Origin of the sequence: Nocardia sp. NPDC058705 (genome assembly GCF_042749305.1) — a bacterium.
GTDB lineage: Bacteria > Actinomycetota > Actinomycetes > Mycobacteriales > Mycobacteriaceae > Nocardia.
This window is the reverse complement of sequence record NZ_JBHYRN010000001.1, coordinates 362,515-381,158: the sequence shown is the minus strand read 5'-3', so window position 1 is coordinate 381,158 and position 18,644 is coordinate 362,515. Positions and strand designations below refer to the sequence as shown.

Annotated in this window: 19 protein-coding genes; 5 read left to right on the top strand and 14 right to left on the bottom strand. The window is 65.8% G+C overall.

The features are described from left to right. Positions 1-26: 26 nt before the first annotated feature. Positions 27-815 carry an SDR family NAD(P)-dependent oxidoreductase gene (locus tag ACFW6D_RS01785; protein ID WP_379323728.1) on the bottom strand — a complete coding sequence of 263 codons (789 nt, stop codon included), beginning with the start codon at positions 813-815 and terminating at the stop codon, positions 27-29. A 901-nt stretch (positions 816-1,716) separates the two neighbouring features. On the opposite strand from ACFW6D_RS01785, the gene ACFW6D_RS01780 reads away from it, so the two are divergent. Both ACFW6D_RS01780 and ACFW6D_RS01775 read left to right on the top strand, forming a co-directional pair. Beyond that, complete coding sequence (locus tag ACFW6D_RS01780) at positions 1,717-2,298, top strand: TetR/AcrR family transcriptional regulator (protein WP_379323726.1); 582 nt, start codon at positions 1,717-1,719, stop codon at positions 2,296-2,298. A 5-nt stretch (positions 2,299-2,303) separates the two neighbouring features. Continuing rightward, positions 2,304-3,476 carry a GDSL-type esterase/lipase family protein gene (locus ACFW6D_RS01775; protein ID WP_379324219.1) on the top strand — a complete coding sequence of 391 codons (1,173 nt, stop codon included), beginning with the start codon at positions 2,304-2,306 and terminating at the stop codon, positions 3,474-3,476. Between the two features lie 363 nt (positions 3,477-3,839). Here ACFW6D_RS01775 and ACFW6D_RS01770 read toward each other — a convergent pair whose 3' ends face one another. Beyond that, entirely contained in the window at positions 3,840-4,673 is an 834-nt protein-coding gene (locus ACFW6D_RS01770; RefSeq protein ID WP_379323724.1) for an enoyl-CoA hydratase/isomerase family protein, read from the bottom strand. Between the two features lie 123 nt (positions 4,674-4,796). On the opposite strand from ACFW6D_RS01770, the gene ACFW6D_RS01765 reads away from it, so the two are divergent. Further along, entirely contained in the window at positions 4,797-5,177 is a 381-nt protein-coding gene (locus ACFW6D_RS01765) for a winged helix-turn-helix transcriptional regulator (RefSeq protein WP_379323722.1), read from the top strand. A 131-nt stretch (positions 5,178-5,308) separates the two neighbouring features. Here the strand turns inward: ACFW6D_RS01765 and ACFW6D_RS01760 are convergent, their stop codons facing one another. Next, on the bottom strand, positions 5,309-5,893 hold the full coding sequence (locus tag ACFW6D_RS01760) for a CGNR zinc finger domain-containing protein (RefSeq protein ID WP_379323720.1): 585 nt from the start codon (positions 5,891-5,893) through the stop codon (positions 5,309-5,311). Positions 5,894-5,977: 84 nt separating this feature from the next. On the opposite strand from ACFW6D_RS01760, the gene ACFW6D_RS01755 reads away from it, so the two are divergent. Together ACFW6D_RS01755 and ACFW6D_RS01750 are read left to right on the top strand one after the other, a co-directional pair. Continuing rightward, on the top strand, positions 5,978-7,432 hold the full coding sequence (locus ACFW6D_RS01755; protein ID WP_379323718.1) for an MFS transporter: 1,455 nt from the start codon (positions 5,978-5,980) through the stop codon (positions 7,430-7,432). A gap of 18 nt (positions 7,433-7,450) precedes the next feature. Then, on the top strand, positions 7,451-8,572 hold the full coding sequence (locus ACFW6D_RS01750; RefSeq protein ID WP_379323716.1) for an epoxide hydrolase family protein: 1,122 nt from the start codon (positions 7,451-7,453) through the stop codon (positions 8,570-8,572). 93 nt (positions 8,573-8,665) lie between these two features. On the opposite strand, the gene ACFW6D_RS01745 is transcribed toward ACFW6D_RS01750, so the two are convergent. The 11 genes from ACFW6D_RS01745 to ACFW6D_RS01695 all read right to left on the bottom strand — a co-directional run bounded on the left by ACFW6D_RS01745 (position 8,666) and on the right by ACFW6D_RS01695 (position 18,632). Further along, positions 8,666-9,319, bottom strand: coding sequence for a TMEM175 family protein (locus tag ACFW6D_RS01745; RefSeq protein WP_379323714.1), 654 nt, complete (start codon positions 9,317-9,319; stop codon positions 8,666-8,668). Between the two features lie 15 nt (positions 9,320-9,334). Then, a complete protein-coding gene (locus tag ACFW6D_RS01740; RefSeq protein ID WP_379323712.1) occupies positions 9,335-9,880 on the bottom strand; it encodes a DUF6790 family protein in 546 nt (181 codons plus the stop codon). 82 nt (positions 9,881-9,962) lie between these two features. Further along, positions 9,963-10,385: a MarR family winged helix-turn-helix transcriptional regulator gene (locus ACFW6D_RS01735; RefSeq protein ID WP_379323710.1), complete on the bottom strand. Its 423-nt coding sequence runs from the start codon at positions 10,383-10,385 to the stop codon at positions 9,963-9,965. 431 nt (positions 10,386-10,816) lie between these two features. Beyond that, positions 10,817-12,466 carry a tannase/feruloyl esterase family alpha/beta hydrolase gene (locus tag ACFW6D_RS01730; RefSeq protein ID WP_379323708.1) on the bottom strand — a complete coding sequence of 550 codons (1,650 nt, stop codon included), beginning with the start codon at positions 12,464-12,466 and terminating at the stop codon, positions 10,817-10,819. A 270-nt stretch (positions 12,467-12,736) separates the two neighbouring features. Continuing rightward, complete coding sequence (locus tag ACFW6D_RS01725; protein ID WP_379323706.1) at positions 12,737-13,261, bottom strand: flavin reductase family protein; 525 nt, start codon at positions 13,259-13,261, stop codon at positions 12,737-12,739. 8 nt (positions 13,262-13,269) lie between these two features. Then, positions 13,270-13,617 carry a cupin domain-containing protein gene (locus tag ACFW6D_RS01720; protein WP_379323704.1) on the bottom strand — a complete coding sequence of 116 codons (348 nt, stop codon included), beginning with the start codon at positions 13,615-13,617 and terminating at the stop codon, positions 13,270-13,272. A 16-nt stretch (positions 13,618-13,633) separates the two neighbouring features. Further along, positions 13,634-15,088: a 4-hydroxyphenylacetate 3-hydroxylase family protein gene (locus ACFW6D_RS01715; RefSeq protein WP_379323702.1), complete on the bottom strand. Its 1,455-nt coding sequence runs from the start codon at positions 15,086-15,088 to the stop codon at positions 13,634-13,636. A 1-nt stretch (position 15,089) separates the two neighbouring features. Continuing rightward, entirely contained in the window at positions 15,090-15,773 is a 684-nt protein-coding gene (locus ACFW6D_RS01710) for a DUF2848 family protein (protein ID WP_379323700.1), read from the bottom strand. After that, entirely contained in the window at positions 15,770-16,582 is an 813-nt protein-coding gene (locus tag ACFW6D_RS01705; RefSeq protein ID WP_379323699.1) for a carbon-nitrogen family hydrolase, read from the bottom strand. The genes ACFW6D_RS01710 and ACFW6D_RS01705 overlap by 4 nt, the downstream gene beginning before the upstream one ends. A gap of 13 nt (positions 16,583-16,595) precedes the next feature. Further along, complete coding sequence (locus ACFW6D_RS01700; protein ID WP_379230136.1) at positions 16,596-17,240, bottom strand: GntR family transcriptional regulator; 645 nt, start codon at positions 17,238-17,240, stop codon at positions 16,596-16,598. Between the two features lie 21 nt (positions 17,241-17,261). Continuing rightward, positions 17,262-18,632 carry an MFS transporter gene (locus ACFW6D_RS01695; RefSeq protein WP_379323697.1) on the bottom strand — a complete coding sequence of 457 codons (1,371 nt, stop codon included), beginning with the start codon at positions 18,630-18,632 and terminating at the stop codon, positions 17,262-17,264. Positions 18,633-18,644: the final 12 nt, after the last annotated feature.

Sequence of the window (18,644 nt, the reverse complement as noted above, 5' to 3'; positions counted from 1 at the left end):
AGCGGCTGTGACCTGTGGGATTTCAGCTACGGCAGGATCGCGTCGATATATCCGCCGTCGACCCGCAGCGCGCCGCCGGTGGTCGCCGAGGCCTGCGTCGAGCTCAGGTACACCACCATGTTGGCGATCTCCGACGGTTCGATCATGCGCTGGATCAGTGATTGTGGGCGGTGCTCGCGCATGAACTCGCGCTGCGCCTGATCCCATGGCAACGACTTGTCGACCAGTTCGTAGACGAACTCCTCCACCCCGGCCGTGTGGGTCGGACCGGCGATGACCGAATTGACCGTGACGCCCGTTCCGGCGGCGTCCTTGGCGAATCCGCGGGTCACGGCCAGCAGCGCGGTCTTGGACACCCCGTAGTGGATCATTTCCACCGGCGTGACCACGGCGGAGTCGCTGGCGATCTGAATCGCGCGACCCCAGCCCTGATCGATCATGCCGGGCAGGAATGTCCGGATGAGGCGGACCGCCGAGAGCACGTTGACGTCGAAATAGGTGCGCCATTGCGCGTCGGTGATCTCGCGCGCCGATACCGATTCGAAAATGCCCAGATTGTTGACCAGGATGTCCACGGCGGGCAATTCCCGCAGCAGGTGCTCGACGCCCTCTTCGGTGGTGACATCGGTGGCAATGCCGATGACATCACCACCCGCACTGCGCAATTCAGCAACAGCGGCATCCACGCGTTCGACGTTGCGGCCATTGACCACCACCCGCGCCCCACTACCGGCAAGGCCCTGCGCGATCGCCAAACCGATTCCTTGCGTTGAGCCGGTCACCAGCGCTGTTTTTCCGGTCAGATCGATAATCACCAGTCCACTCCTCCATTGCGACATTGCGGCAAATAAGAACGCCTGACCTGCGCCACCTTAGTCGGGAGCGGCTGTCGGCGACCCGACCTGCGGGAGTGAGGAGGGTTGACCCGTAGACCCTATGGACCAGGTTGTCCGGGGTCTGCGGCATTGCGTCTAAATCGCCCACCCTGCGGTTGAATCCGGGCGTTTAAGGCCGGGGCAGTGGGTATGACAGGCTGATACGGCGGCAAGAGCCAACCGGGGAATTCGCGGCATCACCGCCAGGAGAGCTGGGTCGTGCCACGGTTTTCTGTCTTGGGATGAGACTGGCGTCGTATCGCGTCGTTGCGGTGGTATCGATCCAGCCTGGGGAAACAGTATTGGTACACGGGGCTGGCGGGGGTGTCGCGTCAGCGGCGTTCGTGTTGTCCCGGTGGTCGACTGGTCACTGTCGGTATCGCCGCCGGGCAGCCCCCACAGCCTCCGTTGATCTGGCGAGGGTTTTCACGCGGTGTCGTCCTCCGATGCGACGCCGGACAAGCTTGACTATTGACCGGAGCGCGGACGGTCACGCGCGCCCCGATCCGGTAGCGGTGCCAGCCAGAGTTTACAGCGCGATTGCCTGGAGGCTCGGGCTTCGAGGTCGGGCGCCTCAGATCTATCGCTGTGCGTTGCGAGCCCGGTCTTTCGGAATTGTGGCCTCGGACCCGACCGTGTCACGACTGATCTCGACACTGGCCACTGTCGCGCCAAAAGCGTTGAAAGCCATTGCTTCTGCTCGCGTTGATGCTCGTGCGGCTGTAGCTGGTTGATTGCCCACAACGCTGACCCTTGCGGATGGCTGGATCATTCGGTGAAGGTATTTGCCTATAGCATGTAGGTAATTGCATAATGTTAGTAGCTAGATTGGAGAATGCTGATGGTTCGAGTGGGGTTGACCCCTGACCGGCTGACCCTCGCGGGCGCCGAGCTCGCCGACCAGGTGGGTTTCGAGCAGGTGACCGTGTCGGCGCTCGCGCGGCACTTCGGCGTGAAGCCCGCGAGTCTGTACTCGCACGTGAAGAGCACCGAGGACCTGAAGACGCGGGTCGCGTTGTTCGCGCTCACGGAACTCGCCGACCGTGCGGCCAACGCGGTGGCCGGCCGGTCCGGCAAGGACGCGCTCGCCGCGTTCGCCGATGCCTACCGCTACTACGCGCGTGAGCATCCCGGCCGTTTCGACGCCGCCCGATTCCGACTGGATCCCGAGACGGCGGCGGCGAGCGCGGGAGTGCGGCACGCGCAGATGATGCGCGCGATCCTGCGTGGCTACGACCTGACCGAACCAGATCAGACCCACGCGGTTCGCCTGCTGGGCAGCGTCTTCCACGGCTACGTCACCCTCGAGCTGGCCGGTGGGTTCAGTCACACCGACGTCGACTCGCAGCAGTCCTGGGAGTGGGTCGTCGACTCGCTCGACATCCTGCTGCGCACCCGAGCAATCCCTGCCACCGAGAAGTAGGAATGATGAAGACCGACACCATGTGGGTGACCACACCCATCACCCCTGATCTGCTGCGCGGATTCCTGGACCTGGAACCGACCCGACACGGGGTGCTGCCGCATCGTTTGCCTGCGGCGGCGCGCAGGCAGATCCCCGACAGCCAGCTCGCCATGGCCGAGGCACAGCCGTCCGGAGTGCGGCTCGTGTTCCGGACCCGCGCCACCACCGTCGAACTGGACACCCTGCCCACGAAGCGGGCCTACCGCGGTATGCCCGCGGTGCCAGACGGGGTCTACGACCTGCTGGCCGACGGCGAACTCGCCGCGCAGGCGACGGTCGACGGCGGCAACGTCCGCACGATCACCGACCTGCGCACCGGGGCCGCCGAACTGACCGATGGGCCGACGGGCACCGCGCGGTTCACCGATCTGCCCGCCGGTGACAAGCGGATCGAGATCTGGATGCCGCACGCGGAGATCACCGAGCTGATCGGCCTGCGCACAGACGCCCCGATCGAACCGATCACCACCGACGGCCAGCGGGTGTGGCTCCACCACGGCAGTTCCATCAGCCAGGGGTCCAACGCCGCGCACCCGAGCGGCATCTGGCCTGCGCTCGCCGCGCGGCACGCCGGCGGGGTCGAACTGATCAACCTCGGCTTCGGTGGTAGCGCGCTGCTCGACCCGTTCACCGCCCGCGCCATGCGCGACACTCCCGCGGACCTGATCAGCGTCAAGGTCGGCATCAACATCGTCAACACCGACACTATGCGGTTGCGCGCGTTCGGTCCGGCGGTGCACGGATTCCTGGACACCATCCGCGACGGGCATCCGCACACTCCGCTGCTGGTTGTTTCGCCGATCCTGTGCCCGATCCAGGAGGACACCCCCGGCCCGCTGATGCCCGACTTCTCGACCGGCACCATGCGGTTCAAGGCCACCGGCGACCCCGCTGACGTTGCGGCGGGTCGCCTGACGCTCACGGTGATTCGCGACGTGCTGGCCCGGATCGTCGAACAGCGGGCCGTCGACGATCCGAATCTGCACTATCTCGACGGCCGGGACCTGTACGGGGACAACGACTTCGCCGAGTTCCCGTTGCCCGATGCACTGCACCCCGACCCGGACGGCCATCGCCGAATCGGAGAGAACTTCGTACGGCACGTCTTCGGGGCGGGACGCCCGTTTGCGGGCTGAGGTAACCTCGGCGCCGAGGCCGTTCGGGATCAGGATCAGCTCGACGGTGTCGGCGACGATCCGGCTGGTGGTGGCTCGACCCGATCGTCGGCCTCGACCTTGTTGTGCTCGCTCTCCACACCGGCAGCATCGCACGGACGGTCGTTCCCCACCGGTCACACTCGGCCCGACCACTGTCGCCTTCACCGCGGCGTGAGCTGACGTTTCCTTCCGATGGCGTCCTGACACCAGATCGGTTGCACGCCAGGATTAATTGCCCCACGGCCCCCGCCGAGTCGCCGTCACCGACCACATGCGAGACGAACCCGAACCGCGTAACTCGCCCATTCCGTCGCCTGCGCGTCTCACCGTGGTAGCCGGGTCCTATCCGGCCAGACCCCGGAGCAGACCCTCCAGATCGCGCTCGCCCGCGCGAGTCTGGGCACCGTTGGCCATTCCGCCGCGGATCAATCGCTCGGCCGCGGGACGAGCGAACGTGCCCGCCCAGGCGAGGTGCTCGCGCCGCAGGCCCTCGCCGAGGTCCTCGGGGGCGACGGCGCGCTTGGCTGCCGCGATCACCCCGTCGGGTAGGGCCGCGATGTTGCGGGCGAGGCGGTCGACCAGGTCGTCGAGCTCGTCGGCGGGAACTGCCCGGTTGACCCAGCCGTAGGTCTGCGCGGTCTCGGCGTCGAACAGTTCGGCGCCGAGCACCGCCTCCAGCGCGCGGTGCCGCCCGACTCGGGCGGCCAGGTACTGTGTGCCGCCACCACCGGGGACGATGCCCATGAGCGCTTCGACCTGACCGATCCCCGCGCGACCGATCGCCGCGAAGGACATGTCCGCGGCCGCAACGAATTCCGCTCCGCCGCCGCGCGCCATCCCGGCGAGTTTGACGATGGTCACCTGGGGGTGGTGCCGGAGCAATTCACCGAGAGCTTGGAAGACGTTGACGCCGTCCGGCAGGTCGGTCGCGAGTCCTGCGAAAGCGTCGGGTGTGTCGACCAGCGACATGTCGACGTGCGCGATGAAGAACTCCGGGTCGGCGCTGTCGAACACGATCACCCGAATCGAATCGTCGTCGCGGACTGCGGCCAGCAGGTTCCGCAGGTCGCTCATCATGGCGACATTCAGCACGTTGACCGGCGGGTTGTCGAGCGTGACGTAGGCGATGCCTGCGGCACGGCGCACTCGCAGGGTCGTGTAGGCGTCCTGGTTCATGGAGATCTCCCGATTCGTACCCGATAGGCATCTAGGTTCCTGATGCATACTTACCCTGCGGCGACGGGAGACCGGCGTCAATAACGCACTTTCAGCATCGTAAGGATTGCGGAGGATACCGATATGACCAGCTCCGACCCCGGCATCGTCTTCCGATCCGACTGCCCGAGCCGCCCGATCCTCGATCAGATCGCCGACAAGTGGTCGATGATGGTGATGGCGATCCTCGACGAGCCCCGCCGGTTCAACGAGATCAAGCGCCGCCTCGACGGTGTGACCCAGCGGGTCCTGACCCAGACCCTGCGGCGGCTGGAACGTAACGGGATGATCGTTCGCCGCGTGCTGGCGACGTCTCCGGTCGGGGTCGAGTACTCGCGCACCCCGCTCGGCGAATCCCTGCGGGAGCCGTTCGATCGGCTGTACGCCTGGACGGTCGCCAACGCCGATGAAATCCAAGCGCGCCAAATGGATTACGACCGAAGGCAACCCGCGCCGGACCAGTGACAGGAAGTCATCCGAACTCCGAAAGGGTTGGCGCGCGTTACGTTTTGGTCACCGCGACAGCACCGATCTGGTCGAACATACCGCGCGCCCTGCGGCACGAGTGCGGCGCGCACAGGGGCAGGTGCGGGCGCTCAGCGTGTGCTGATCCGGCTCCGGTAAGCCGCGACGCTGGCCCGGTGTGCGCATGTTCGGGTGCAGTACTGCTTCGAGCCGTTGCGCGAGAGATCCACGAAAGTGGCCCGGCAGGACGGCCCGGCACAGACGCCGAGGCGAGCGGGACCGAGCGTGGCGATCACGGAGGCGAGTGCGCTGAGCGTAGTCGTGGCAAGATGCGCCGAGCGGCGGTCGGTGTCGGAGGTCACCTCGGTCCACCAGCGGCCGTCCTCGTGGCGCAGTACCGGGGTCGCGCGGCTGCGGCGCAGGCCGTCGTTGATCAAATCCGCAGCTTCGTCCGCGTCCGTGTTCGCCCGTTCGAGCACCGCGCGCACCGTCTCGCGCAACGCGCGGGCTTCCGTCAGGTCGGCGTGGGTGAGATGCCGCGGACCGGTCCCGTGGTTCGCGGGCGAACTCGGAGGCTCAGCCGTGGGATGGTCGTCGAGGAAGTCCCGGAGCTGCTCGACGGTCTCGAGCGCGTCCTCTCCCTTGATCGGTCTCAAGGTGTTGGCCAGGTCGACGGCCGTCTGGACCGCCGAAGTGGTGTAACACGCATCAAGCATTTGACGTGTCTCCTCATCGCTCCGTAGTGTGACATCCATAGTAGCGTTCACGTGTCACGCAATGTGCCAGGGGAGGAGGCGACGATGTCGCAGACGCTGCCTGCCGTAGGAGCCGCCAGCGGGGGATCGGACCACGCCCCGGACGGGCGTCGGCTGGGGCTGACATTGGGGATGCTGGTGCTGCCGATGTATGTGGCACTGGGAGCGCCGTCGGTGGCACTGCCTGCCATCGGCCGCGCACTCGCGGTGCCGTTCGGGGCCACCGCATGGATTCTCGCCGCGTGGTCGCTGACCTCCGCGCTCGCGATGCCGGTCGCGGGTCGGCTGCTTGTCCGCTGGAGCCCCTTCCGGGTCCTCGTCGCCGGGGTCATCACGCTCGCCGCGGGCTCCGCGCTCGCTGGAGTCGGGCCGACACTGTCGGCGGTGATCGTCGGCCGACTGATCGGCGGTGCCGGGGCGGGCGCGACCGTGATCGCCGTCTTCGCCGCGGCCACTGCACTTCGCGGGCGGCAACGTATCCGCGCCCTGGGAATCATCGCGGCCGCCAGCGCTACGGCGTCGGGGTGCGGGACGCTGTTGGGAGGGGCGGTGACCGAGTGGCTCGGGTGGCGTGCGGTGCTCGCGATCCCGGTCCTCGCGCTACCCCTGCTGCTGGTCGCATTGCCGAGTAGGCGCGCGCTGACGCGTAGCGGTGGCGGCGAGCGAAACGGCTCGACCGGGCGACTCGATATCGTTGGCGCGGCCGTGCTGTCGGTACTCGCCGGCTCGGTGATCACGTTGCTGCAGGCACACTCGGTCGGCCTGACCGCTCCGGTCACGCTCGTCGTGGCAGCCGCCGCAGCGCTCGCCGCCGTGGGACTGTGGTGGCGCGTGCGAAGCACGCCCGACGGGTTCGTGCCTAGACGGGTGATCGCATCCCGCGGCTTCCTGGCGGCCGGTCTCATCGGCGCGACAGTCTTCGCCGGCTACTACGGGGTTCTGTTCCGCGCGCCGTCCCTGATCGAGCAGGCCACAGGCGGTGGCCCTCTGGAAGCCGGCCTGTTCCTGGTCCCGGCCGCCGCCTGCTCGGTGCTGGCCGGGCGACTGGTCGGCACCTTGACCGACCGGTTCACCGGCTGGCAGGTGTCGGCCGGGCTTGCGGCACTCACCGTGGTCGGCGTGCTCGTGGTCGCGATCTTGACCGGGCCGATCCCGATTGTCGTCGGCACTGCGTTGACCGTGTGCGGATTCGCCGGCGCCCAAGCCGTACTGGTGAGCCTCGCGCCGGACCTGGTCGCCGTGGACGACAGCGACACCGCACAGGGCCTGCTCAACTTCATGAACGCCCTGGGTGGCGGGATCGGTCCCGCCGCTGTCGCGGGTCTGTCGGGCATCGTGGCGGTGCCGGTGGCCCTCGCCGTGCTTGCGGCACTCCCCATGATCGGTCTCATCGTCAGCCTGACTCAGCGCCCTACCGCCGACCGCCGCTCGAGCCCCACGCCGACGCATGGGGAGCCCGCGACGACGGGCCCACCTGCATCCGATCCGCCGACCCCGTGACCAGTAAGGAGCCTTCCCATGTCCGCTGAGCCATTCGAGGTCAGCATCACCGAAGCCGAGATCGCGGACCTGCGTGAACGACTGCGACGGACTCGGTGGCCCGAGCGCGAGCCGGTCGACGACTGGTCACAGGGTCTGCCGCTGGCGTACGCGCAGGAGCTGTGCCGCAGCTGGGCCGAGGACTACGACTTCGGGTTCGCCGAGCGGCTGAACGTGTTCCCGCAGTACCGCGACACGGTCGACGGGCTGGGCATCCACTTCCTGCACATCCGCTCGCCGGAGCCGGACGCCTTCCCGCTGGTGCTCACGCATGGGTGGCCGGGTTCGGTGCTCGAGTTCCTGGAGGTACTCGGCCCGCTGACCGACCCGTGCGCGCACGGCGGTGACCCGGCGGACGCGTTCCACGTGGTCGCGCCGTCGTTGCCCGGGTACGGCTGGAGCGACAAGCCGTCGACGACCGGGTGGGGCATCACTCGCACCGCGCGCGCCTGGGACACATTGATGGTCTCGCTGGGTTATCAACGGTACGGCGCGCAGGGCGGTGACTGGGGATCGGCGGTGTCCGGCGCACTGGGCGAGGTGGCGCCCGAGCGGGTCGCCGCCGTGCACCTGAACCTGGGATCGGTGGCGGCGGGCACGTTCGACAACCCGACGCCCGCGGAGCTGGCGAACTTCGAGGCCGAGAAACAGTTCCAGCGCACCGGGCGGGGGTACTCGGCGATCCAGGCGACCCGGCCGCAGACGCTCGGGTACGGCCTCACCGATTCCCCGGCGGGCCAGGCCGCCTGGATCGCCGAGAAATTCTGGGCGTGGACCGACAACGACGGTCATCCCGAGGACGCGGTGTCGCGGCAGCAGATCCTCGATGAGATCTCGGTCTATTGGTTCACCGCGTCGGCCACGTCGTCGGCGCGCCTGTACTGGGAGAGCTTCGCCGACTTCCGAGGCAAGGTCACCGCACCATCCGGGCTGTCGGTCTACCCGCGCGACATCACCCGCCCGTCGCGGCGGGAGGCCGAGCTGCGGTTCACCGACCTGCGCTGGTTCGAGGAGCTGCCGCATGGTGGCCACTTCGCCGCGCTGGAGCAGCCGAAGTCACTGGTCGAGCAGGTGCGCGGGTTCTTCCGGCTGTTCCGCTGACTGTCCGTGCCAATACTGGGTAGCCCGCGCCTCGATCTCCTCGGTCGAGGTGGTGGAACCCAGTTCTGCTGACCCACATAACGCGTCGGGACGTCAGTTTCGCTGGTGGTAGGCGCGTGCGCAGCGATCGATCAGGCGTCCACCGAAAGTGGCCGACAACGGAGCGAGAAGCCAGGCGTACCAGACGTAGGGAGTGAGCCAGGCGAGTGCGGCCGTCGCGAAGAAGACGGCGGCGACGGCGTACGAGGCGTTGGCGCTGGTACGAAGATCGGCGGCAGCGATGTGTTCGGCCAGTGTCGATCCTCGTGCGGCCAGATCCCGCACCACGCCTTCGCAGGCGAACAGCAGCGCCGACGTCACAGCGAAGAGGCAGACGGCGAGCTTGTTGTCTGGAGCGTGCCCGAACACCGCTGTCGAATAGGGCAGGATCGCGACCAAAAGTAGTAGCGGCGCATGCCATGCGAGGGTGCGCCGGTCCAGCAGCGCCACCTCCTCGATCAACATGTGATGGCGGCGCCACACCGCCCACAGCAGGAAGAACGCGAGCAGGAACGCCACAAAAGAAGCCCGTTCGTGCCAGAGGAACGCGGCCAGGGCGCCGGCATCGACCAGATCCTCGTCCTGCGGCCTCTTGATCTCGACGACCAGCAGGGTTGTCGCAATGGCGAGTACAGCGTCGGTGAACGCGCCGATTCGGTGTGGTGACCAGCGTGCACTCTGGCCGGTCGGGTCATGGTGAAGCCGCATGGGAGCCTCCGGGTGTTATGTCGTTCGGGTGGCTGCTCGAGCGGCGGGCGCGAGGGTAGGCCGCCCAGAGTTGGTGAGCTGTTGCGACCGGAGTGCGAGGACGATCATGACCGCGGGGAAGAGCAGGTCGCAGACCAGCACTCCACCGGTGTTGCCAGGAGCGTGGTCGCCGTGGGCGAACCATTGGTAGACGTGGCCGATCGCCGCACCCCACAGGAACATACCGGCGCCGAGGCCGATGGTGATGCGCTCGCGAGCGGTGGCCGAGGCGGCGCGGAATCCCATGACGGCGAGCCCGAGGTTGGCGAAGGCGATCTCGAACTGGAACGGGGTCCGGTCGAAGCCGATCGCGGTGGCCATCACATCCGGGATGGTCAGGAAGGCGATCGTCATCCACAGGCTGCCGCAGCCGAGTGCGGCGACCGCCCACCACCGCTGCCAGGTTTCGAGGGCTGCTGCACGGGAGGGGCTGTGCCGAGTGCGGATCAGTGCGCCGACAACCGCGATCACTATCCAAACCAGGGGGAAAGCCGATTGGGCGAAGTAGGACATCTCGTTCATGACCTTAAGTCTTGCATGGTTAATATTAACCACGCAAGACTCGAGATTCTCGAGAGGGAGGACTCCGAAGCGCCGGATCGAGCTATCGGCGTGGCTCGAGGAGCTTGGCCAGCGCGGCAGTGTCGTGTAGGTAGCGTTCGTACGGGAAGCCCGCTTTCAGCAGCGCGTCGCGCAGTTCGTTCTGGAGCGGTCTGTCGCTGCTGTGGAAGGCGTGGCGGCCGGCTTCGGTGGTGCTGACCAGTCGTCGTCGTCCGTGCTCGGGGTCGGGCTCGACCGCGACGAATCCGGCTGTTTCCAGCGGGCGTAAGGCCCGGCTGACCGCCGGGTCCGATACTGCCAGTGCCTGCGCCAGCTGATGCTGGGTCACCGGCTCGATTTCTTCCAACGTCCCTAGCAGGCGTATCTGGCTGTACGTCAGCGCCGCAGAGTCGTCCGCGCGTCGGCGCGCGGCCTCTCCGAGTAGGTGCACCACGCGATGCAGCAAGTCCCCGAGTCCGTCGTCCACTAGCCGAACGTATCAGAATCTTGCCTTGTTAACATTCATCCTTACGCCGGTCAGGCCGGTCGCGATTGAGCGTAGCCGTCCGGCCCGACTGGGAACATGGGCCCACGACCGGCGCTGAGTCCGCGACGTTGGTGACACCGACGCGGAGGGCATCAACCCCGAGCGGGTGCCCGCCCATGACCGAGTAGCCCGCGTCTTCTTCGGACCTGCGATTGTCGGCGACCTGACACGCCCCGACAGGTCGTCGAACTCGTTGGCTTGGCGACATTCGCGGCCGCGGTCATCAGTAGCCACTGACCTTCGCCCAAGCGCGCGCACACTCGTCGGCTGTCACGAAGTCGACCCCCTGGCCTCGGCCGCGGTGTGCGCCTGGGCGGGAGGGCCGCCGACCGATGAATGTTGATCGACCGGCGGCCCTGTGGATGGATGCGTTATGACTGGCAGCGGTAGCTCGCCTGATCATCAGGGTTCGGCCCGACATAATCGATGCGGCTCGGATACGGGCACAACGGAATGACACGCCCGGCTGCGGGTGCTCCCTCGGGCATGGTTGCACGCAAGGTATCGGGTGCCACGCCGTTCTCAACCCAGGCGACGAGTGCGTTCAGCGGGTCGGTCGGGATGGGACCCTGTCCGCCGCGGCAGTGACCGACTCCCGGCGCGATGAACAACCGTGCGAACTCGTCAACCGTCGACCGCCCGCCCATAGTCGAGTGCACACGATCGAAGTATTGCTCCGTACCGGGCGAGAAGATCTGGTTATCCCCGGTGCCGTGCCACGCGATGAGCTTGCCGCCCGAGTTCTCAAAGGCGGACAGATCCGGGTTGTCGGTATCCATGATGGCCCCGAATTGTGCGATCGAGTAGTGGAAAAGCTGCGTATACTGCTCCGGCGTAAGCGTTTTCCAGTCCCAATTCCTGTCTCTGACAAGGGAATTCGCGAACCATGCTTCGGTGATCGGAAACGGAACACCAACGAGTTGATCATTCTGTTGTTCGGTGTAGCTCACTCCGCTGGGTCCGAAGCCGGGGGAGATCTCGCCGGCGACATCTGTTCCGCGCGGCGGGCCGAACCACAGTTGTCGTCCGTCTTCGCCGCGGGGGCCATCCCAGATGCTCGACATGACATCGGCGTCAGCCTGCGTGATCACGCCGCACTCCGTGGCGGTTCCTACGATTCGACGAGGGTCCCACGTACAGGTTCCCATGATGACTCCGTCGGTGACACCGTCCTCCGGGTCACAGGCGGCCACGGCGGCGACACTGAACGCGTCCTGCTTGCACAGCGGTAGCGGATTGTTCGCCATTTTCATGGCCAGTTGTGCCCACATCTCCGAGGGAACGAACTTGGTCCAGTTCAGGGCGGGCGACTCCGCCAGAATGCCGTCGTAATCGTCGGGGAAGCGTTGTGCTTCACTCATGGCCTGTCGTCCACCTGTGGAGCAGCCGTTGAAGTAGGTATAGCTCGGAGCCTGTTGGTAGTACTTCGCAGTAATTTCTTTACCGTCTCGGGTCATCCAGTGGATCGCGTCGTATGCCCAGTTTCGCATGAGCGTGGTGTTCACGGAGCCGTCGTCGTTCAGGAGGAACGCTGCGTCGCCCGACCCTCCGGCGTTGCCGCAGTTGGTAGTTACGGCGGCGTAGCCCGCCTTCACCGCGGCTTCGAGAGCCGTGTACTTCGGTCCGCAGCTGTAACCACCACCACCCACGCCCTGAAACCGCCCGTTCCATGTCGTGGTCGGTAGCCACAGTGTCTCGGTTACTTTATTGGCGTCGGCATCGGTTCGTACGGCGACAACCTCGCACAGTTCCGGCAATTCGGTCTGGATCGGAATTCCGTTTTCGGATGTCATGGTCCGTGGTCCGGTCGGCACGACCGTCGCGGTCACGACATCGAATTCCGCGAATTCGATGGATTCCAGTGTGCTGCAGTCACTAGCCGTGGGTGCGGCGGACGGGCGCGCCGACGTTGTCGAGTTCGAGGTTTCGCCGTCGGAACACCCGACAGTTGTCGCGCAGACGACCGCGACTAGACCTGCAGCGAGCTGCGTTCTCAGCCGGAAGGGGCGATTGTTGACCATAGGGGATCCACTTTCTGGTTAGTTTCCCGCGGGTCGTCGCAATTCCTGTGACGTTCGACCCATATACCGGTTCGGTTGTGTGACCGGCTACCACGCGTGGCTGGCGCCGCGGTCCTCAGCTGTTTGGCGGATGGCACGTACAACATGGCGGTCGCCTGGTTCGCGTCGACGACCTGCTCGATACTGTTGACGCCGATTCAAAGGTGAAGGGCTGCGACCCACGAACTGCGGCAGACCGTCCCCGCTCGCGGCAACCGAATCCGTCGCGCATCAGAACAACCAGGGCAGTTCGTCGTGGCCGAAGTCGCGGAAGTCACCGAAGCGGCCGGAGTAGAAAACCAGCCCTGCGCCGTCGCGCCAACGCATATCGGTGACCTCGCCGTAGACGACACGATGGTCGCCGATGTCGTGTGCGGCGTGCATCCGACATTCCAACTGCGCGAGCGATTCCTGGATCAACGGCAGGCCGCTGGCACTGGCGTCGTAGGGAACGCCCTCGAATCGGGCGCCGCCGCGGGTGGCGAAGCGACGGGCGAGCGCTTCCTGACGAGCGCCCAGAACCGACACCGCAAATCGGCCACTCGTTTCGACAGCCTCGGTGGTCCGGCTGCCATGGGTCAGCGAGACGAGCAGGATCGGCGGTTCGAGGCTGATCGAGGTCAGCGAACTGATCGTCATCGCACACGCCGCGCCGTCAGCATGTTCGGCACTGACCACGGCGACGCCGGTGGTGAATCGGCCCATGACGCGCCGCATATCGGCGGGCGTCGGACCGTGGAACGCTGGGAGTGTCACGGTGATCCCTACCTGCTGTGGTATCGGACTTCGAAGGTCACCACGCCCTCGTCGGTACGCCACGGCCCGTGCGGCATCCCGGGCGGGCGGCAGGCGTACATGCCCTCGGTGAAGGTTTCACCGAGGGTGATATCGGTGAACGAGCCCTCCAGGATGTACACCTCCTCCCAGAAGTCGTGTTTCTGCACACCCATCGGGGAGGAATCAGCTCCGGGTTCATAGCGCAGGATGCGGGTGGCCACGTTGGCCTCGGGGTCGCGGGCCAGAATGCGTTCGGTGACCGCCGGATTGTCGCCGGGACAGATGGTGAAGTCGATGTCGGTGACGGGAAAGAATTCGAATTCGGGCTTAGCCATGGTTGATCGATCCCTTTCAGGCGATGTCGAGTTTGTAGGAGGCGAGGAACTGTTCGACCTTCGCCAGGGCCTGCTCATAGCCGTAGTTGCGGTAGGTATAGGCGCCCTTCACCACGAACGGCGCTCCGGCGTAGAACAATTCGTACTGCTGGTGCCGACCGGCGAATTCGGAGCCGATGATGTCCCAGGCCAGTTTGAACAGCTTGATGCGTTCCTCCGACGGCACGCCGGGAGACTGCACATAGTGGGCAAGGTCCCCGGAAGTCAGTGGGCTGGTGAGGTCTTCGATGCTGGACGGCAGTTGCAGTACGCCACCGCCGACGAGATCACGCAGGATCGCCAGCACCCTCGGATAGATTTCCGACTGCAGGCCCATCGACCCGTACAGGGCACGCTTACCCGGTATCCATTGACCAGCGGAGTCCGGCTCGGCGGTGTATTCCGCTGCCAGCACCGCTGACTCGACGCTGGAGACCAACGCGGCGAGTTCGCCGAGCTTCTCCTGCACACTGGGGATCTTGTCGACACCGTTGACCTGTGTGACGCGGCGGGCGACGCCGGCGATGAACTCCAGTTTGGTAGCGAACCTGATCTGGGCCTGCCAGTTGCCCAGCGCGTGTGCCCCGGTATCGAAGAACTGGCGGCGCACCCCGGCGGTGTCGCGGTCGACGAACACCCGATCCCAGGGGATCAGCACATCGTCGAAGACGACCAAAGCATCGGGCTCGTCGTATCGGGTTGTCAGCGGATAATCGAACGCACTGGTCGCAGCCGGAGCATATGGGCGGCGGCAATAAAGCTTGAGGCCGTCGGCAGCGGTCGGGACAACGAACGACACCGCGAAGTCCTGGTCATCCGGGCCGAGCGGTTTGATGCAGGACACGAAGATCTCGTCGGCGATGGCCGCGCCGGTCGCCAACATCTGCGAGCCGCGAACAATGATGCCCTCGTCGGTCTCCCGCACGACCCCGACCTGCAGATACTCCCCTTCCCACCCGGAAGCGGTGGTGGCGCGCGAGACCTGGGGCGGGATGATCGCGTAGGAGAGGTAGAGGTTCTCGTTCAGGACCCGCTGGTGGAAGGCCTTCACATTGGCCGAGAAATCGCGCTGACCGTCGGCGAACACTTCGGGGTGCGCCGCGAAGGACGCCAGAAAGGTTCCGACGTGATCTGGGCTTCGCCCGATCCATCCATGGGTGTGATCGGCCCAGGTCTGGATGGCCTCGCGGCGCAGTCGCAGTTCCTCGGCGCTGCGGGGAATGCCGAATACCCGGTTGGCGATCGCACCGGTCTCCGGTGCGAGGTATTGCATGTTGCCACTGGGATCGGCGGCGAGGTCGAACAATTCGGCGATGGTGTGAGCGACCGGCGCGAACGCCGGATGAGTCGAGACGTCCTCGATCTTCGCGCCATCGACCAGGACCACACGGCCATCGTTCAACGACGCCAAGTACTCGGTGCCGGTTCGCATGTCAAACTCCTTCGCAGGTGGTGTCATAGGTATGTGTCAGGCTTCGGCCGTCGGGCAGACCGAGCTCGATTTCCCATCGGGCGCCGGGGGTGAACTCGCCATCGATCAAGGGCAGCGTCCCGGCGAAGCAGATGAGGTCTTGACCCTCGTCGCCCAGCCGATCGGTGATGATGCCCAGGAGGTCGACCGGCGTCCGCAAAGCGGCCAATGTGCCGTCCTGATAAGGCTTTCCATCGACCCAGCTGCGCGCATGGCAGGCGTCCCAATCGAAGCTGTTCCAGTCATCGATCTCGACAACGGTGCTCCCGACAGGCTTGGGGCAGGCACGTTTGGAATCACCGATGTCGACAGTTTCGAGCCTGCGGTCGGTGTGATCGGAACCGACGCCGAGGTAATAGCGCCCCCGGTGACGAAGCAGCACCGGCTCGACTTCACCGGAGGTGTGGCGGCTGCGGATCGGCGTGCTCGCCGCGGTCGTGATGGTCGCGCGATCGACGCGGTAGAGCATCGGTACCTGCGATGGCGGGGCAACGCCGATCGCGGCGAGTTCGTCGATGTGGTGGCGGACCGCTGCTTCGTCGCGGCCGGTGTAACCGGCGACCAACGTTCGGGCGGTACCGAGTCGGACCGTGTCGCCGGTGCCGAGGACGTCGAATTCGATCAGGTCAGAGATAGTTTCGGTCATGATAGGACCTCTCGGCGGTTGAGGAAGCTGTAGTCATCGAGGCGATCTGCCAGCACCGGGAATTCGGCCCTGGTACGCCCGACAACCGAAGGGTCGATCTCGGCGATGGTGATCGATTCGCTGTCATCGGCTTCGGCGATCACTTCCCCCCATGGGTCGACGATGCGACTGTGCCCGGCCAGTTCGACCCCGTTGTGGGTGCCGGTGGCGTTGCAGGCGATGACGAAGACCTGGTTGTCGACCGCGCGGGCCGAGGTCAGCAGCCGCCAGTGAGCCAGCCGCTTGGCCGGCCAGGCCGCCGGCACGATGACCAGTTCCGCGTCGGCGTCGACCAATTCGGTCCACAGACCGGGGAACCGCAAGTCATAGCAGGTGGTCGCGGCGACGGTGCCGAACGGCGTCGGCGCGGTCCGGATCCGGTCGCCAGGCTGGAGCAGTTCCACCTCGCGCGAGGCGTAACCGAAAACATGAATCTTGCTGTAATGATGGATGATCCGGCCATTCGGGCCGATCAGCACCGCGGTGTTGCGCAACTTGTCGCCATCGGCGCGTTCGACGATGCTGCCGAGGTGGACATGGCAGTTGCGTTCGCGGGCGATCGCGGCCATGACCTGCACGGTAGGTCCATCCAGAGTTTCCGCGCCACCGCGGTAGTCGTCGAAGTGGTTGTATCCCACTCGCCAGAGTTCGGGCGCGACGATCAGGTCGACGTCAGTGCTCAGCTCCCGCAACAGCTGGCGCACGCGTTCTAGGCGGTGCGGCGCGGTTTCGTCATCGGGGCTAGCGAGTTGGGCCAGCGCGACTTTCATGAGTTTCCTTTGTTCAGAGGTTTGGCCGCTTCATCGAACGCAGCGTCGTATCGAGGTGTTCGCGCACCGCCCGCACCGCGGCCTCGGTATCCGAAGCCGCGATAGCGTCGACGATCGCGCGGTGTTCGATGAGGACTTGCTCCTTGCGGTGGTCATCGGCCATGACGATGCGCACGCCCATCCGCATCTGCCGATCGCGCAGCGAACGGTAGAACTCGTGCATCAAGTGATTGCCTGCCGCGCGAATGATGGTGGTGTGGAACTCCAGGTCATGGCCGATGAACTCGACCGGATCGGTATCGGATTCCTGGCAGTCGACCAGGGTTCGCAACCGGTTGGGGATCGAGCCAGGATCGGGTGCGACCTCGGCGACCGACCATTCCTCGACGACCCGCCGCGCCTGCATCACGTCCTCGATGTCGCTGTCCGACAGCGCCGGAATGAAGGCGCCCTTGTGCGGCACGCGCCGAACGAAACCTTCGGCTTCCAATCGCAGCAGCGCCTCACGGACCGGGGTCCGGGAGGTTCCCGATGCCGCCGCGACCTGCGCTTCGGACAGAAACATTTCTTTGTCACGGGGCAAAGTCACGATGGTGTTCTTCAACCACTCATAGGCCAGCTCGGGTGCCGAGCCTGCGGTGGTTTTGGGTGTGGTCATGAATCTGCCCCTTCGAGTCGGTTAGCTGGTGACAACAGCCGGAGTATCGGCTGCGCGTATCGGTGTGTCCTGGGTGGGAACCTCGGCGAGGTCCACCGCGCGAGTCTCATCGGCAATCAGGGCCGCGACCAGCGAGATCGCGCCCATGGCCGCCAGATAGACCGCGATCGCGTATCCGGTGCCGAACCGGTTGTACAGAGCGATGGCGATGATCGGCGCCACCGACCCGGCCAGCACCGAGGCGAGGTTATAGGCCAGCGAGACCGCCGAGTAGCGCACCTCGGTCGGGAACAGCTCGGAGAAGAATGCTCCGATTACCGAGCTGTACGCGGCGAAGATCAGCAAACCGACCGCGACGGCGAGGATGATGGCACCGGTTCGCTCGGTATCGAGCAGAGCAAAGAAGGCGAACGACCACACGATCGTCGCGCCGGACGCCGCGATGTAGATGGGACGGCGCCCGATCCGGTCGGCCAGGACCGCGAACGCCGGGATCGCCACCAGCGCGACCACCATGCCGACCATTACCGCCGTCAGCCCGATACCGCGCCGCAGTTCCAGGATCTGGGTGATGTAGGTGATGACGAACAGCGAGAAGATGTAGAAACCCGCGTTCTCGCCGAACCGAGTGAACGCCGCGAGCAAGATCTGCCGCCAGTGGCCCCGAACTGCCTCGCCCAGTGGCGCTTTCGGCGGATGAAGGCTCGATGCCTGCTTGGCCTGTTCGAACAACGGGGTCTCGGTGACATACAACCGCAGCACCAACCCGATCACCACCAGCAGCGCCGACAAACCGAAGGCGATACGCCAACCCCAGGACAGGAACGCATCCTCGGACAGCACCGCACCCAGCAACGCCAACACTCCAGCGGCCATCAGATTCCCCAGCGGCGGACCAAGATTCGGCCACGCAGACCAGAAGGCGCGACGTTTCGAATCACCGTGCTCGGAGACGAGCAACACCGCGCCGCCCCACTCGCCACCGAGCGCGAATCCCTGCACCAATCGCAGCAACACCAGCAAAATCGGCGCGGCGATGCCGATAGCGCCATACGTGGGTAGGAACGCGATCAGGAAGGTCGAGACACCCATCAGCAGCAGGCTGGCGATCAGCGTCGCGCGCCGACCTCTGCGGTCTCCGAAGTGTCCGAAGACCGCCGCCCCCACCGGCCTGGCCACGAATCCGACCGCGTAGGTCGCGAAAGCGAGCATGGTGCCCACCAGCGGGTCGTGGGAGGGAAAGAAGAGCTTGTTGAACACCAGCGCGGCGGCGGTTCCGTAGAGGAAGAAGTCGTACCACTCCACGGCGGTACCGGCCAAGCTCGAGCCCGCGATGACGGGCAGGCTGGTGTGTGATCTGCGGTTGATAGATTTACTGGTGGCGGTTGCCATGTCGACTCCTAG